Raw genomic sequence first — 13079 nt, forward strand, 5'->3', positions numbered from 1 at the left:
GCGGGCCTCCCGCTCGACCACCCGCGCCGACCTCGCCGCCACCACCGACCTGCGGACAGACCTGCGGGCACCGGCGTCACTGAGTTCCGGCGCGGCATACGGTGCGCTCGGCGTCAAGGCGGTCGCCAAGCCGAAGCCCAAGCCGGCCCCCGAGCCCGTCGCGGCACAGGCGCCGGCGACCGGGTCCGGCACGACCGCGCGCACGCAGTCGTCCACCTCCTCCTCATCGTCCGGTTCGTCGAGTTCGTCGAGTTCGTCGTCAGGGAGCAGTTCGTCGGGTGGCAGTTCGTCCACCTACGCGGGCGCCGGAGCGGCGATGGGTCTGACTCCCGCGGCAGCGGCGGTCTACTCGGCCATCCGCTCGACCTTCGGCATCACGAACATCGGCGGTGTCCGTCCGGGCGACCCCGGCGACCACGGCACCGGGCGCGCGGTCGACGTGATGATCTCCAGTTCCGGCCAGGGCGATGCCGTCGCCAGTTACGCGATCGCGAACATGGGCAGCCTCGGCATCTCGTATGTCATTTGGCAGCAACGCATCTGGCTTGCCGGGTCCGGCGGCTGGCGCGCGATGGAGGACCGCGGGTCACCCACGGCCAACCACATGGACCACGTGCACATCTCCGTGAACTAAGCCGGCACATGACCGCGCCGGCCACCCCCGCAACAGCCGCGACGGAGTCGCCGGCGGTCAAGTCCCAACCGGTTGTCATGCCGCCGGACGCCACGGTCGGCGACGCCTTCCAAGCGTCGTTGCAGGCCTGTCTGGCGCACCTGGACGCCAACGAGCCGCTCTTCCTCGAGGGCCGGCACCGCGACAACCTGCACCAGACGCGGGTCTCGTGGCGCCGGGCCCGGGCCGCGATGTCGTTGTTCCGGCCACTCTTCGAGCACGACGAGGAGTCGATGGAACTCAAGGTGCGGATGCGCGAGATCGTGCTCCCTCTCGGACCCGCTCGGGACGCCGACGTACTGCTCAAGCAGGCCGAGGACCAGGGCTGGCCCTATCGCACCCGACGCACCCTGCGGGGGCGGCGGCGCCGGACCTATGCCGTGGCCGTCCCGCTCCTGCGGTCGCCGCAGTGGCTGGAGGTCAAGGCCGATCTGCGGGCCTGGCTGGCCGACCCGCAGTGGCTGGACTTCGCGGCCGGCCTGCGCGATGCGCCGGCCCGGGACCTCACCGACGCGGCGCTGCAGAAGCGCTACGCCCGCGTCGCCGCAGCCGGACCCGACCTGCTCACCCTGCAACCGCACGAACTCCACAAGGTGCGCATCGAGGGCAAGAAGCTGAGGTACGGGTGTGAGTTCTTCGCCGATCTGTATGCCGATGCCCCTGGTTCGCTGCCGAACGAGTTCTCGACGGCGCTGGGTCTGATGCAGGACGCCTTCGGCGAGGCCAACGATCACGCCACCGCCCTGCACATGCTGCGCGCCCACGGACTGCCCGCCGACGTCCTCGGGCCCGTGCACGGCCGGGCCGAGTGCGTGACGACCTGGGCCGGCGTGATGGCGCTCGAGCCGTTCTGGCGCTGAGCGCGAGGACCGGGCACGCCCCCGGGCGGGGCGTAGTGTGCCGGACGTGAGCGTCCTGCGCACGATCCGCACTCGCGTCCTGGCTGTGGTGCTCGGAGCGTTCGCCGCGGTGATCCTCATCGGGCTCGGGGCGTTGACGTTCGTCCTGCTCAGCACGCTGCGGGCGCAGGCCGGCTCGACCGCCCAGGCGACGGCAGAGTGGATCGCGGAGGAGATCAACCAGCACCCGCCGGCCACGGTGATCGCCGGACACGCCGACGACAAGACGTCCGGGGAACGCGTGATCCAGATCCTCGGGGGCGGTCGGGTCATCGCGAGCCTGCCCGCGGACGCGCCCGCCCTGACGAGCGCCGAAGGCCAGGTCGGCCAGGTGTCGGCGTCGACGATCCCGCGCATCGACGGCGTCGACGGCGATTCGTTCGCGCTGGCGGTGACGGCCGCACGCACCGTGGAGGGGCAGATCGTGACGGTGGCGGTCGCCACGCCCTCCACTCTCGAGGAGAGCACGCAGATCGCCCTCCTCACCCTCGCCACGCTCACCGGGGTCGGTCTCCTGGCGCTGGTGGCCGTGGGGGTGCGGTATGCCGTGGCCGCCGCCCTGCGCCCCGTCGAGGAGATGCGCGCGCAGGCGCACTCGATCACGGACATCGGGGTCGGCAGGCGCTTGCCAGTGCCGGCCGGTGACGACGAGTTCTCCCGGCTGGCAACGACTCTCAACGACCTACTCGATCGGCTGCAGCGCTCCGACAGCGCCCGCCGTGCCTTCGTCTCCGACGCGGGCCACGAGTTGCGCAGTCCGCTCGCCAGCGCCCGGGTCGCCCTCGACCGGCTGCGTGATGGGGCGTTGCCGGAGGACGAGCGGGTCGCCGCACTGGCGCGCGCCCGCCTTGCCCTCGACCGGCTCGGCTATGTCGTGGACGACCTGCTGGTCCTGTCCCGAATGGACGAACGGACTGCGGTGACACCAGAGACCGAGATCGATCTTGACGACGTGGTGCTGCGGGCGGTCCGCGCACTGCCCACGACGGACGAGCGCATCACCCTGGCTCTCGAACCGGCCCGGGTCGTCGCGGACCCCAAGCTGTGGGACCGGCTCGTGCGCAACCTGCTCGACAACGCCGACCGGCACGCCCACTCGCACATCCGGGTGACGCTGCGGCGCGAGGCGGCAGGTGCCGTCCTGGAGGTCGACAACGACGGTCCGCCGGTTCCGGAGGCCGAACGAGTGCGCATCTTCGAACGGTTCGTCCGGCTGGACGCGGCCCGCGCTCGCGACGCCGGCGGTTCCGGCCCACCATTCGCGGTGAACTCACTCCAGACGGTCCGCGGCATGGGATATCGCCTGGTGCCCGCCACCACGGGAGTCTGAGTCAGCCCGGGGCGACGGGGACCTCGATCCGGAACCGACACCAGCCCTCCGGCGTCTCGCCGGCGCTGGCCCGGCCGCCCGCCCGTCCCGTGCGCCTGCTGATCGTCGACGACGAGCGCGCGGGCCTGGCCAATGTGACCGCAGCCCTGCTCGTTCTCGTGGCCCTGGCGACGACCGGCTCGGTCATCCTCACCGGGCACAGCGGCGCCAAGGCCCCCTGGGCCGACCAGGTCACCGCGACCAATGGCGTGTCCGAAGGCGGGGACTGACGCCCTTCGGCACGACCCCCCGGACGCCGGTCCGCCTCAGCTCCCGAGGCGGACCGGTATGCGTTTGCGACCGAAATTCCCGGCGGTCGGTCCGAACCGGCCGGGAAGCCGCGTTCGGCATCCCGGGCAGCGGCCGTCGGCTGTCAGGCGGTAGGCGACCAGGTCGTACCAGTCGCGCTCGATCAGCCGGGTGCCGCAGGTCGGGCACGCGGTGACCTCGCCGTCGCGGTTGACGACATTGCCGGTGTAGACGAAGTGCAGGCCTTCGTCGAGCGCGATCCGCCGGGCCCGCACGAGGGTCTGCGCGGGGGTGCGGTCGACATCGCGCATCCGGTGGTCGGGATGGAAAGCCGAGAAGTGGTGCGGCACATCGGGTCCCAGCTCCTCACGGATCCACCGGCACATCGCGGTGATCTCGGCGTCGGAGTCGTTGTGGCCGGGGATGAGCAAGGTCGTCAGCTCGAACCACACGTCCGTCTCGTGTTTCAGATAGGTCAACGTGTCCAGCACGGTCGCGAGGTGGGCGCCGGTCTGGCGGACGTAGAACTCCTCGGTGAAACCCTTGAGGTCGACATTGGCCGCGTCCATGCCGGCGAAGAAGTCCTCCCGAGCCCCGGGATTGACGTACCCGGCGGTCACGGCGACGGTGGCGACGCCCCGGGAGCGGCAGGCCTGGGCGACGTCGAGGGCGTATTCGGCGAAGATGACCGGGTCGTTGTAGGTGAACGCCACACTGCGGCAGCCGTGGTCGAGCGCCGCCGTCGCCAACTGCTCCGGTGCGGCCTGATCCATCAGCCGGTCCATCTCGCGCGACTTGGTGATATCCCAGTTCTGGCAGAAGCGACAGCCGAGATTGCACCCGGCGGTGCCGAACGACAGCACGCTGGTCCCGGGATAGAAGTGGGCGAGTGGCTTCTTCTCGATCGGGTCAATACAGAAGCCGGAACTGCGGCCGTAGGTCGTCAGGACCAGCCGGCCCTCGGACGCCATGCGCACGAAGCAGAAGCCGCGCTGCCCGTCGTGGAGCCGGCACTCACGCGGGCACAGGTCGCACTGGATGCGTTCGTCGTCGACGCGGTGCCAGTACCGCGCCGGGTATGCCGCGCCCGCCTCGCCGCCGGTCATGACGCGGCCTCGTCGAAGGCGGTCACCGTGTAGCGGTGCAGTATCACATCGTCACTCCAATAGTTTTGCGGGAGACCGGCTTTGCGGCGCAGCTGCTGCAGGAAGGCACGGGGGTCCGGCAGGCTCGCCCAGACCTGCGGCAGGAAGGTCGCGCGGTGGCCGCCGGCCTCGAACAGCACGCCGTCGACACCGGGCCGCAGGGCACGCAGGGCCTCGGCCTCACCGCTGACCGCCACCGGCTCCATCGGCGACAGCAGCGAGACCTCGATCGTGGTCTCGCCCAGGTCTTCTCGGGTCAGCGGCGGGAAGCGCCGGTCCCGGAATGCCGCGGAGCGGGCGTTGCTCTCGACGTCTTCCCGAAGGCTGCGGCGCGGTTTGATGGACCCGATGCACCCGTGCAGCCGCCCGCGGGTATGCAGCGTGACGAAGCACGCTCCCGGCTCCTCCAGCGCCCGCTCGAGCGCCTCCGGGAGCCGGTCGACCGCCCCGCCCGGCGCGGCATCCGCCGCCCCCGTCGCACCCATCCCCAACTCCCGCGCGATCGCGTCGCGCGCCAGCGCGATCAGCACCTCCCCCCGTCGAGATGTCGATTCGCCCTCGTCGAGATGCCGATTCGACCCCGTCGAGATCGCCCTTCCTTCGTGTCGGGATGGCGCCGACCGGCCGTCGCCGGAACGTCCGCGCGTCATGACGGCTCCGGTTCGTCGAAGGCGACCGCGGCATACCCCACGACCCGGCGTTTGTCGCCGGCGGTATCGCCGGAGTTGCACGCGCCGAGGAGCCGGGCGGTCAGCGCGCGGCGGCGAGCGACCTCGAGCAGTCCGTTCACCGGCGTGGCGCCGCAGGCCTGCTCATGGTCGATCGGTCCGCGCAGGTCGGTGATGGCCGCGATCGTCTGGGCATCGCGGCGGCGGGCCTCGTCATACGACAGGTAGTGCGAGAGATCGGAACTGACGACGATGACGGTCTCCGGTCCGCCCCACAGCCGCTCGAGAACGTCCGCCACCGTTCCTGGCCTGGCCCGCCCGACGGCGAAGGGCACGACCTCGGCCCGCGGCATGAGCACCTGCAGGAAGGGCAGGTGCACTTCCAGCGAGTGCTCCTGGGCATGGACATCGGCGCGATCGACGATCTGCGGCAGGGCCGCCCGTTGGTCCGCTGTCGGCACCGCCGCGTGCAGGGACCCCAGCGGCGTCGCCAACTCCTCGGCCTCCGGGAGGGCGAGACCGTCGACCGCGACCCGGTGCGTCGGCCCGAGCAGCACCACGCGGGCGACCCGGTCTCGGGCGGGCGCCAACGCGGCATACGCCAGGGCCGCCGTCGATCCCGAGTAGACATAACCCGCGTGCGGGGCGATGACGGCTTTCGGCACCGGCCCGGAGGCCGGGCCTGCGTCACCGAGGAACCGGGTGACCTGCGCACGCAGGACCTCCGGCTCCGCCGGATAGAAGTAGCCCGCCACGGCGGGCGCCCGCACTCTGCCCACTCCTCCAGTCTGCCCCGGCAGCGCCGGGATCGGGGCGTCAGGCGTCGACGGTCACGTCGACCTGGATCTCCTGGGCGAGGGCTTCCAGGGCGGCGCGCACGGCGGCGAGGTCGGTGCCGGGGGGCGCGTGAGCGGTGATCTTCGCCTCGAAGAGCTGGCCCCCGGCCATCGGGGCGTCACGGGTTTCGGTCGACAACTCATCGACGCTGAGTCCGTGTGCGGCCAGCGCACCGGAGACCTCGCGCACGATGCCTGGGCGGTCGTTGCCAAGCACCTCGAGCCGCACGACCGGACCGGCGTCCGCCTCCTCGGCTCGGCCTTCGTGGACGTCGATCTCGAGCAGGCCAGCGTGCCCCGCGAGCGCCGCCCGCAGTTCGTCGGCCTGCTCGTCGGGAACGCTGACCTCGACGATGCCGGCGAACTTGCCCGCCAACTCGGCGAGGCGGCTGCGTTCCCAGTTGCCGCCGTGTTCGCCGACCGTGTCGGCCAGGGCCTTGACGAGCCCCGCGCGGTCGTCACCGATGACGGTCAACAGGAGAGTGTGCACGACTGGCATCGTAACCGGCGGGCGCACGGCATACCGTGGCGTGCATGGCGAAGCCGACGCGTTGGGTGACCGAGACCGACGACGGACACAGTGAGTGGTACATCGAGCGCTTCCGGACCATGGCCGCCGAGGGCGTCGACCTCGTCGGCGAGGCGCGGCTGGTCGATGCGATGGTGCCGCGCGGGGCGCGCATCCTCGACGCCGGGTGCGGGCCGGGCCGGCACGCCGGTTATCTGCATGCCGTGGGTCATCACGTCATCGGGGTGGACGCCGATCCCGCGTTGATCGCGGCGGCGCGTGAGGATTACCCCGGGCCGCGGTATGAGGTGGCCGACCTCAGCGAACTGGACCTCGCCGCGCTCGGAGAGAGCGAACCACTCGACGCGATCCTCGTCGCCGGCAATGTCATGGTCTTCCTTGCCCCGGACACCGAGATCGAGGTGCTGCGCCGGCTCGGTGCGCATCTGGCGCCGGACGGATTCGTCATCACCGGATTCCACACGACGCGCGATCTCGCCCTGACCGACTTCGACGCGGCGGTCGCGGCTGCCGGCCTGCGTATCGAGCACCGCTTCGCCACCTGGGACCTACGGGCCTGGCACGGCGACGCCGACTTCGCTGTGACGGTGCTCCGGCATCCATGACCTCTCCACGGCGGACCCCTGGCGGGATCGGGTGGACCCCGTGGCGGGTCGAGTGGGGCCTGGGCTTTTGTCAGCCTCGCCGCGGACATGGTCTATGAAGGCGCTCGCTCCGTCTACGGCCCGTTGCTGGGGGCTCTCGGCGCAAGCGCCGTCACCGTGGGCCTGGTGTCCGGTGCCGGTGAGGCGGCCGCGCTCGGGGTGGGGGCGGCATACGACCGGCACGGGGCGAAGGTGCTGTATGTCGTGCCGCCACTCGTGGCTCTCGTCCCGCCGCTCGCGCTGGCGGGCCGGTTGCCGTTGGCCCTCGCCGGCCTCGTTGGCTGGGGAATCGCTGTGGGAGTGCAGGATTCGACGATCAAGACGCTCGTTGCCGAGCTGGTCGAGCCCGCCCGGCGCGCCACGGCATACGGGGTCTTCGCGGGGATCCACGGCGTTCTCGCGATCGCGGGAGGGCTCCTCATCGGGTGGCTGTACGAAAAGTCCCTCACCGCGGTGGTGGTGACCGTGGCGCTCCTGCAGGTGCTGGCGCTCGTCATTCTCGTGATGAGCCTTGGCGACGCCTGCCGGCGCTCGCGGCCTGCCGGCGTTCCGTAGTTCACGCCCGCGGCGGCGATCCAGCGCCGGCGCCCCTTCCTCCCTACGCCCTGCGCGCGTATGCCCAGCCCGGGCCGCGCAGGAGGAACCCGAAGCGGTCGGCCCAGTTGCCGGCCCTGGCGATATCGCGGGCGATGTCCCGCCATTCGTGCGTCGCGATCCGGACCGGGTTGACGGTGTTGATATTGCGCGTCAGCCCATAGACCGCACGCTCTGTTTCCGGCTCGAACGTGCCGAAGAGCCGGTCCCAGATGATGAGGATCGACCCGTGATTGCGATCCAGATAGCGGCGGTTCGAGCCGTGATGCACCCGGTGGTGCGACGGGGTGTTCAGCACCTTCTCGAGCCAGCGGCTCGAGCGCACCACCTCGGTGTGGATCCAGAACTGATAGATCAAGTTGAGGGCGCGGGCGTTCTCGATGAGTTTCGGCCGCACCCCGGCCAACGCCAGCACGCCATACGGCACCGTCCACGTCACGCCTTCGGCGACGGGCTGCCGCAGGGCGGTGGAGAGGTTGTAGTGCTCACTGCTGTGATGCACCACGTGCACCGCCCACAGCCAGCGGCTCTCGTGGGAGAGCCGGTGGTTCCAGTAATAGATGAAGTCCCAGCCGAACAACGCCAAAAGGCTTGCCGCCCAACCGGTCCCGAGGTCGCGTCGGCCGAGCGCAAAGAGACGTTTCCCTCTCGTCTGCGCCGCCCACGTCGTGGCAGCAGCGAGTGCGGTCGCCCCGACGGCAGCGACCGCTGTCACGCCGGTCATCGTGGGATTCGCGGTCAGCGCCGGCGGTGGTGCGCTCGACCCGTATCGAGAGGTCTCGGAGACGACGCCCGCCGCGGGCAATCGGCCGTATGCCGTGCGCCGGCGCACGATGTCCGCCGCGGTCGTCGCGACGCCGGCAGCGACGGCGGTGCCGATCAGCGCCTTCCCCCACCGGCCGACGCCAGGTGTCAGGGGGTCGAGCACGCGCTTGGCAACGTGCGGCGCAACGAGGCTGCCCAGGCCCATCGTGAGGCTGGCGATGGTGTCGGACAGTTCGTAATCCCCAGCACGAGGGGTGCCCTCCGGGGCGGGATGCCTACTCAGCCAGACATATTCGGCACCCATCGCGCCGATGTAGGCAGGGATCGCGAGGACTGTCAGGTCGAAGCGAGCCATCGTCCGTGTCCCTTTCTGTGACTGTCGGTTCGAGGTCCTCGCGACATGCCGCACAGCGAGGACACATCAGGAGGTCTAGGAGAACCGGTCGTCGATCTCGGTCGCGCCGACATGCTGGTCGAGCCAGCCGGTGAAGGCCCGGAGTCGCTCCCACTCGGCCCGGATCCGCGGCAACGCCTCGGGACCGAACACCCAGTCCGGGTCCCCGATCCCCCGTGATAGATGAATGCTTTTGTGCCGCAACAACTCCAGCCGGGGATGGTCAGCGGCGACGCCACGGGGACGCGACTTCAACTGCTCGCCGCCCACCTCGAGGCCGTCAGCTCCCGAGGCAGAGAGGATCCGTTCCAGGTCCGGTCCGGCGAGATCGTCACTGACCGCCGCGCGGTAGCGCCCGAGCTGATCCGCCGCGAAGCGGTAGCCGCCGGCCCCGACGAGCAGCCCGTCCGCGTCGATCTGGACGTAGTAGTAGGCCTTGTCGGCGGTCGCACAATAGGCACCCTGATGGGTCTTGTAGGGCGCCTTGTCTGCCGCGAAGCGCACATCACGGTTCGGCCGAAACACATGGGCCACACCAAAATCCGGCTCCAGCGCACCAACGAGTGCGGTGATCGGCGCCCTCACGTCCGCCTCATAGAGGGGCTTGTGCGCCAGCCACCATTCGCGGGAGTTCTCCCTCTCCACCTCGGCAAAGAAGTCCAGCGCCCGCCGGGAAAAACCCTCGAAGGATCCAGCCCCCATCAACGCCACTCCCATGCGCAGGCGCGGCAGAACCAGTTGTCATCCTCGGGTGAGACGATGCACCCGCGCAAGACGGCGCGGTGTTCTCGGGCCGCCTCCTGCACCATGGGCATTGGCAAGCCACGCAGGATGGGCACGCCCTCCATCTCACCACAGACCGGGCACTCGACCGGCCCGGGGAGCGGAAGGCGTTTCGGCGGCGGACGGTCATAGTCCTCACCCTGACCGGTGAGGAACAGGTCGGCGTGAATCCGCCACGGGCAGTTCGGGCCGAGGCTCGGCATCCGGCCCAGCACGACTTCCAGCAGCGCCCACCCGACTTCCGCGCTGGTGGCGGGCGCGTTGGCGGCCGCCACATCCTGGTTGCACCACACGATCGCCACCAACTGGCCGTCGTGGGCGTGCACGAACTCCCCCAAGCAGTCGTTGACCGCATCCCAGTTGTCGCCGCACCACGGCGCAAGGGCGAAGGCCCGGCGCAGTTCGTCGAAGGTCGTGGCGCGGGTCGTCATCTGCTCTCCGTCGAGGGCGACAACGGTGTAGCCGTGGGCGTCCAGGAACTCCTCGAGCACCTCCAGCGCCGAGACCTCGACGCAATAGGCCGGCCCCGAGGTGATCCAGGACAACTCCCCGCGCACGTGGGGGCGAGCGGGCGTCATACCGGACCCTCGGCTGCCCACGTGCCGTAGGGCTGCGCCGACAGGGCGGCGTTGGTGTAGCGGGGATCGGTGGTGACTTCCTGGCCGCACCAGGGCGGGATCTCGGCAGCCGCGACGCTGGCCTCGGGCCCCTCGACCTCGGCCAGGACGAGAGGCGCGTTGGCGCCGGTGAAGATGTCGACGGTCCACATCAGGTCGTCGACGAAGAGGGTATGCCGCCGTTTGGCAACGCTGCCCGTCGCCTCCGCGAGCAGGGCGTCGGCGTCCGCGGCGGGGATCTCCCACTCCGCCTCCGGCCGGCCGAGCCCGGAGCGGGGGCCCTTGAGCGTCATCGTGCACACCCGTGCGCCGTCGGGCGCGGTGGCCGAGCGGACCCGCAGGGCGTAGCCGTGGCGGGTGAAGAGATAGCCCTGGGCGAGCTCTTCGTAGCTCCAGGCCGTCGCCGGACCCGGATCGGTGACGACGAACTTGCGCTCGAACTCGGTCATGCCTCCGACGTTAGCCGGTGACGACCGTCCCACCGGCCGCCTGCCACGCGGTGATTCCGCCGTCGAGGTGATAGGTCGCCGTGAAGCCGGCCTGCTGCATCGCCTGCACAGCGATCGCCGAGCGGTTGCCGGAACGGCAGTAGACGGCATACGGCGCGGCCTTGTCGAGATCGGCGATGGCCGCCGCGAAGTCGCCCTCGATGTCGGCATTGACGGCCCCTTCCAGGTGGCCGGAGGCGAACTCGGCCGGCGTGCGCACGTCGAGGATGGTCGTATGCGGTGCCTTCAGGGCGGCGGCGAAGGCCGCGGCGTCGAGGGTCGCCCCGTTGGCCGGGGCGGCAGTCGCGGACGCGGCTCCCGCGCCCGACGCCGAGGAGGCGGAGGGGGATGCTGCCGAAGCGGAGGGCGCCGGGTCGTTGCCCGAGCAGCCGGCGAGGGCGGCGATCGCGAGCGTCAGGGCGGCAGCGGTGGAGGTCAGGTGACGCGTCATGGGAATGGCTTTCTGACGGGTGGAGTTGTCTCTCATCAATATACCCCCTAGGGTATGTAACAGACGCCTCCCACGACACGAGAGAGGGCACCACCATGATTCTGACCCAGTACTACCTCGACTGCCTCTCGCAGGCCTCCTACCTCGTCGCGGACGAGACCACCCGCCTGGCCGTGGTCGTCGACCCGCGCCGCGACATCGACGACTACCTCGCTGAGGCAAAGGAAGCCGACCTGACGATCGTCGGCATCCTCAACACCCACTTCCACGCCGACTTCGTCTCCGGCCACCTCGAGCTGGCCAAGGCCACCGGCGCCTGGATCGGCTACGGCGACCAGGCCAAAGCCGACCCCCACACCCGCGCCTTCGCCGACGGCGAGCGGCTCTCCCTCGGCGGCGTGACGCTCGAGATCATGCACACGCCCGGCCATACCCCCGAGTCGATCTCGGTGCTCGTGTACGAGCACGCGGACGACGAGGTGGCGTACGCCGTCCTCACCGGTGACGCGCTGTTCATCGGCGACGTCGGCCGGCCGGACCTGCTCGCCTCCATCGGCTTCACCGCCGACGAACTCGGCTCGATGCTCTATGACTCGATCCACACCAAACTGATGGGCCTGCCCGACCCGGTGCGCGTCTTCCCCGCGCACGGCGCCGGGTCCGCGTGCGGCAAGAATCTCTCGACCGAGAAGCAGTCCACGATCGGCGCTCAGCGCGCGACGAACTACGCGTGCCAGCCGATGACGCGTGAGCAGTTCCTCGACGTCGTGACCGAGGGGCAGCCCAGCGCCCCGGGATACTTCGTCTACAACGCGACGGTCAATCGGCAGGAGCGCTCGATCCTGGATGTCGACCACCACGTTTCTGCATTGTCCGAGAACGAGATTCGCGACGCGCTTGCCGGCGGCGCGATCGTCACCGACGCTCGACCCAACGCCGAGTATGCCGTCGCTCACCTCCGCGGGTCGCTGAACGTCCCCTCGGACGGGCGGCTCGCGGAGACGGTGGGCATGGTCCTCGGCCCCCAGGATCGCGTGATCCTCATCGCGCCCGACGGGCAGGAGCAGGAGGTCGCCACCCGGTTCCACCGCATCGGCTACGACAACGTCCTCGGGTTCATCCCGCAGCCAGAGGCGTACTTCCTGGCGCATCCCGACGACATGGCGATGGCGAGCCGGCTGAGCGTGGCCGAGGCCGACGCGGCACTCGAGTCGGTGCCGGGGCTGCAACTGCTCGATATCCGCAACCCCGGCGAGGTGGCCGGCGGCATGATCCCCGGCGCCATCCACATTCCGCTCGCCGAACTCGGCCGGCGCGCCGCCGAACTCGACAAGGAACGTCCGGTGCTGGCCTACTGCGCCGGCGGCTGGCGCTCGAGCGTCGGCTCGAGCCTGTTGCGCGCCAAGGGTTTTGCCGACGTCAGCGACATCCTCGGCGGTTACAACGCGTGGCGGTCGGCGCACGACCTCGAGCCGGCGAGCTGCGCGACCACGAAGGCCTGACCGCGTCCCGATGCTCCTGCTCACCCTGACCCTGGCGCTGCTCGTCGGCGTCACCCTGGGGCTGATGGGCGGCGGCGGATCGATCCTCATGGTGCCGCTGCTCGTCTACGTCGCCCGGCTCGCTCCCGGCACGGCGATCGCCGCCTCCCTCTTCGTCATCGGCGTGACGGCGATCGCCGCGGTCCTCCCGCACGCTCGCGGCGGCCGGGTGCAGTGGCGCGCCGGCGCCGTCCTGGGAGTCGCTGCGATGGCCGGTGCGTATGCCGGGGGCCGGCTCGCGGCATACGTTCCGGAATGGGTGTTGCTGGCGACCTTCGCCCTCCTCATGCTCGCGACGGCGATCGCCATGATCCGCGGCCACCGCGAGGAGACGGGCTCGGCGGCATCCGGCGCGCTGGCCGTCGGGCCGGTCCTGCTCGCGGGTGTCGGCGTGGGCTTGCTCACCGGTTTCGTCGGCGCCGGCGGGGGGGGGG

18 protein-coding genes are annotated in these 13079 nt (G+C 70.6%); 8 read left to right on the forward strand and 10 right to left on the reverse strand.

Going from position 1 to position 13079, the window contains the following annotated elements; translation table 11 throughout:
* Positions 1 to 294 (reverse strand): hypothetical protein (locus tag BN11_RS23395; protein ID WP_048694768.1); only part of this gene is annotated, 294 nt, incomplete at its 3' end.
* A 22-nt stretch (positions 295 to 316) separates the two neighbouring features.
* On the opposite strand from BN11_RS23395, the gene BN11_RS25025 reads away from it, so the two are divergent.
* The 4 genes from BN11_RS25025 (at position 317) to BN11_RS03940 (ending at position 3171) form a co-directional block, all read left to right on the forward strand.
* A complete protein-coding gene (locus BN11_RS25025; protein ID WP_053083997.1) occupies positions 317 to 634 on the forward strand; it encodes a hypothetical protein in 318 nt (105 codons plus the stop codon).
* An 8-nt stretch (positions 635 to 642) separates the two neighbouring features.
* Positions 643 to 1533 carry a CHAD domain-containing protein gene (locus BN11_RS03930; protein WP_048694771.1) on the forward strand — a complete coding sequence of 297 codons (891 nt, stop codon included), beginning with the start codon at positions 643 to 645 and terminating at the stop codon, positions 1531 to 1533.
* A gap of 46 nt (positions 1534 to 1579) precedes the next feature.
* Complete coding sequence (locus BN11_RS03935; protein ID WP_162213154.1) at positions 1580 to 2902, forward strand: sensor histidine kinase; 1323 nt, start codon at positions 1580 to 1582, stop codon at positions 2900 to 2902.
* Between the two features lie 89 nt (positions 2903 to 2991).
* On the forward strand, positions 2992 to 3171 hold the full coding sequence (locus BN11_RS03940; protein WP_048694777.1) for a hypothetical protein: 180 nt from the start codon (positions 2992 to 2994) through the stop codon (positions 3169 to 3171).
* 36 nt (positions 3172 to 3207) lie between these two features.
* Here BN11_RS03940 and amrS read toward each other — a convergent pair whose 3' ends face one another.
* The 4 genes from amrS to BN11_RS03960 all read right to left on the reverse strand — a co-directional run bounded on the left by amrS (position 3208) and on the right by BN11_RS03960 (position 6338).
* Positions 3208 to 4296: an AmmeMemoRadiSam system radical SAM enzyme gene (gene amrS / locus BN11_RS03945; RefSeq protein WP_048694779.1), complete on the reverse strand. Its 1089-nt coding sequence runs from the start codon at positions 4294 to 4296 to the stop codon at positions 3208 to 3210.
* Complete coding sequence (gene amrA, locus BN11_RS03950; RefSeq protein ID WP_235435349.1) at positions 4293 to 4865, reverse strand: AmmeMemoRadiSam system protein A; 573 nt, start codon at positions 4863 to 4865, stop codon at positions 4293 to 4295. The genes amrS and amrA overlap by 4 nt, the downstream gene beginning before the upstream one ends.
* 116 nt (positions 4866 to 4981) lie before the next feature.
* Complete coding sequence (gene amrB / locus BN11_RS03955) at positions 4982 to 5773, reverse strand: AmmeMemoRadiSam system protein B (RefSeq protein ID WP_201329210.1); 792 nt, start codon at positions 5771 to 5773, stop codon at positions 4982 to 4984.
* Between the two features lie 46 nt (positions 5774 to 5819).
* The gene (locus tag BN11_RS03960) at positions 5820 to 6338 is read right to left on the reverse strand and encodes a glycine cleavage system protein R (RefSeq protein ID WP_407667961.1); all 519 of its coding nucleotides are present in this window, start codon (positions 6336 to 6338) and stop codon (positions 5820 to 5822) included.
* Between the two features lie 35 nt (positions 6339 to 6373).
* On the opposite strand from BN11_RS03960, the gene BN11_RS03965 reads away from it, so the two are divergent.
* Positions 6374 to 6973 (forward strand): class I SAM-dependent methyltransferase, encoded by a 600-nt coding sequence (locus BN11_RS03965; RefSeq protein ID WP_048694792.1) that lies wholly within the window; start codon positions 6374 to 6376, stop codon positions 6971 to 6973.
* A gap of 87 nt (positions 6974 to 7060) precedes the next feature.
* Complete coding sequence (locus BN11_RS03970) at positions 7061 to 7567, forward strand: MFS transporter (RefSeq protein WP_053083998.1); 507 nt, start codon at positions 7061 to 7063, stop codon at positions 7565 to 7567.
* A 43-nt stretch (positions 7568 to 7610) separates the two neighbouring features.
* On the opposite strand, the gene BN11_RS03975 is transcribed toward BN11_RS03970, so the two are convergent.
* The 5 genes from BN11_RS03975 to BN11_RS03995 form a co-directional block, all read right to left on the reverse strand.
* Entirely contained in the window at positions 7611 to 8726 is a 1116-nt protein-coding gene (locus tag BN11_RS03975; RefSeq protein ID WP_048694795.1) for a sterol desaturase family protein, read from the reverse strand.
* 75 nt (positions 8727 to 8801) lie between these two features.
* On the reverse strand, positions 8802 to 9467 hold the full coding sequence (locus BN11_RS03980; protein WP_048700747.1) for a DUF2461 domain-containing protein: 666 nt from the start codon (positions 9465 to 9467) through the stop codon (positions 8802 to 8804).
* Positions 9467 to 10126 (reverse strand): barstar family protein, encoded by a 660-nt coding sequence (locus BN11_RS03985; RefSeq protein WP_083433507.1) that lies wholly within the window; start codon positions 10124 to 10126, stop codon positions 9467 to 9469. Before BN11_RS03985 ends, BN11_RS03980 begins: the two co-directional genes overlap by 1 nt.
* Positions 10123 to 10614 (reverse strand): CYTH domain-containing protein, encoded by a 492-nt coding sequence (locus BN11_RS03990; protein ID WP_048694802.1) that lies wholly within the window; start codon positions 10612 to 10614, stop codon positions 10123 to 10125. The genes BN11_RS03985 and BN11_RS03990 overlap by 4 nt, the downstream gene beginning before the upstream one ends.
* Positions 10615 to 10624: 10 nt before the next feature.
* Positions 10625 to 11104: a rhodanese-like domain-containing protein gene (locus tag BN11_RS03995; RefSeq protein WP_048694805.1), complete on the reverse strand. Its 480-nt coding sequence runs from the start codon at positions 11102 to 11104 to the stop codon at positions 10625 to 10627.
* 95 nt (positions 11105 to 11199) lie between these two features.
* On the opposite strand from BN11_RS03995, the gene BN11_RS04000 reads away from it, so the two are divergent.
* Both BN11_RS04000 and BN11_RS23405 read left to right on the forward strand, forming a co-directional pair.
* Positions 11200 to 12606: an MBL fold metallo-hydrolase gene (locus tag BN11_RS04000; RefSeq protein ID WP_048694809.1), complete on the forward strand. Its 1407-nt coding sequence runs from the start codon at positions 11200 to 11202 to the stop codon at positions 12604 to 12606.
* Positions 12607 to 12616: 10 nt separating this feature from the next.
* On the forward strand, positions 12617 to 13079 hold a 463-nt coding region (locus BN11_RS23405; RefSeq protein WP_162213155.1), incomplete at its 3' end, for a sulfite exporter TauE/SafE family protein.

This window comes from Nostocoides australiense Ben110, assembly GCF_001050535.1.
Taxonomy (GTDB): domain Bacteria; phylum Actinomycetota; class Actinomycetes; order Actinomycetales; family Dermatophilaceae; genus Nostocoides_A; species Nostocoides_A australiense.

Bases quoted from the DNA above. Each gene is read 5' to 3' on its own strand.
- BN11_RS03995 (WP_048694805.1), bottom strand. From the start codon at position 11,104: ATGACGCGTCACCTGACCTCCACCGCTGCCGCCCTGACGCTCGCGATC.
- BN11_RS03970 (WP_053083998.1), top strand. From the start codon at position 7,061: ATGGTCTATGAAGGCGCTCGCTCCGTCTACGGCCCGTTGCTGGGGGCT.
- BN11_RS03990 (WP_048694802.1), bottom strand. From the start codon at position 10,614: ATGACCGAGTTCGAGCGCAAGTTCGTCGTCACCGATCCGGGTCCGGCG.
- BN11_RS03980 (WP_048700747.1), bottom strand. From the start codon at position 9,467: ATGGGGGCTGGATCCTTCGAGGGTTTTTCCCGGCGGGCGCTGGACTTC.
- BN11_RS25025 (WP_053083997.1), top strand. From the start codon at position 317: ATGGGTCTGACTCCCGCGGCAGCGGCGGTCTACTCGGCCATCCGCTCG.
- BN11_RS03965 (WP_048694792.1), top strand. From the start codon at position 6,374: ATGGCGAAGCCGACGCGTTGGGTGACCGAGACCGACGACGGACACAGT.
- BN11_RS04000 (WP_048694809.1), top strand. From the start codon at position 11,200: ATGATTCTGACCCAGTACTACCTCGACTGCCTCTCGCAGGCCTCCTAC.
- BN11_RS03985 (WP_083433507.1), bottom strand. From the start codon at position 10,126: ATGACGCCCGCTCGCCCCCACGTGCGCGGGGAGTTGTCCTGGATCACC.
- BN11_RS03930 (WP_048694771.1), top strand. From the start codon at position 643: ATGACCGCGCCGGCCACCCCCGCAACAGCCGCGACGGAGTCGCCGGCG.
- amrS (WP_048694779.1), bottom strand. From the start codon at position 4,296: ATGACCGGCGGCGAGGCGGGCGCGGCATACCCGGCGCGGTACTGGCAC.
- BN11_RS03975 (WP_048694795.1), bottom strand. From the start codon at position 8,726: ATGGCTCGCTTCGACCTGACAGTCCTCGCGATCCCTGCCTACATCGGC.
- BN11_RS03960 (WP_407667961.1), bottom strand. From the start codon at position 6,338: ATGCCAGTCGTGCACACTCTCCTGTTGACCGTCATCGGTGACGACCGC.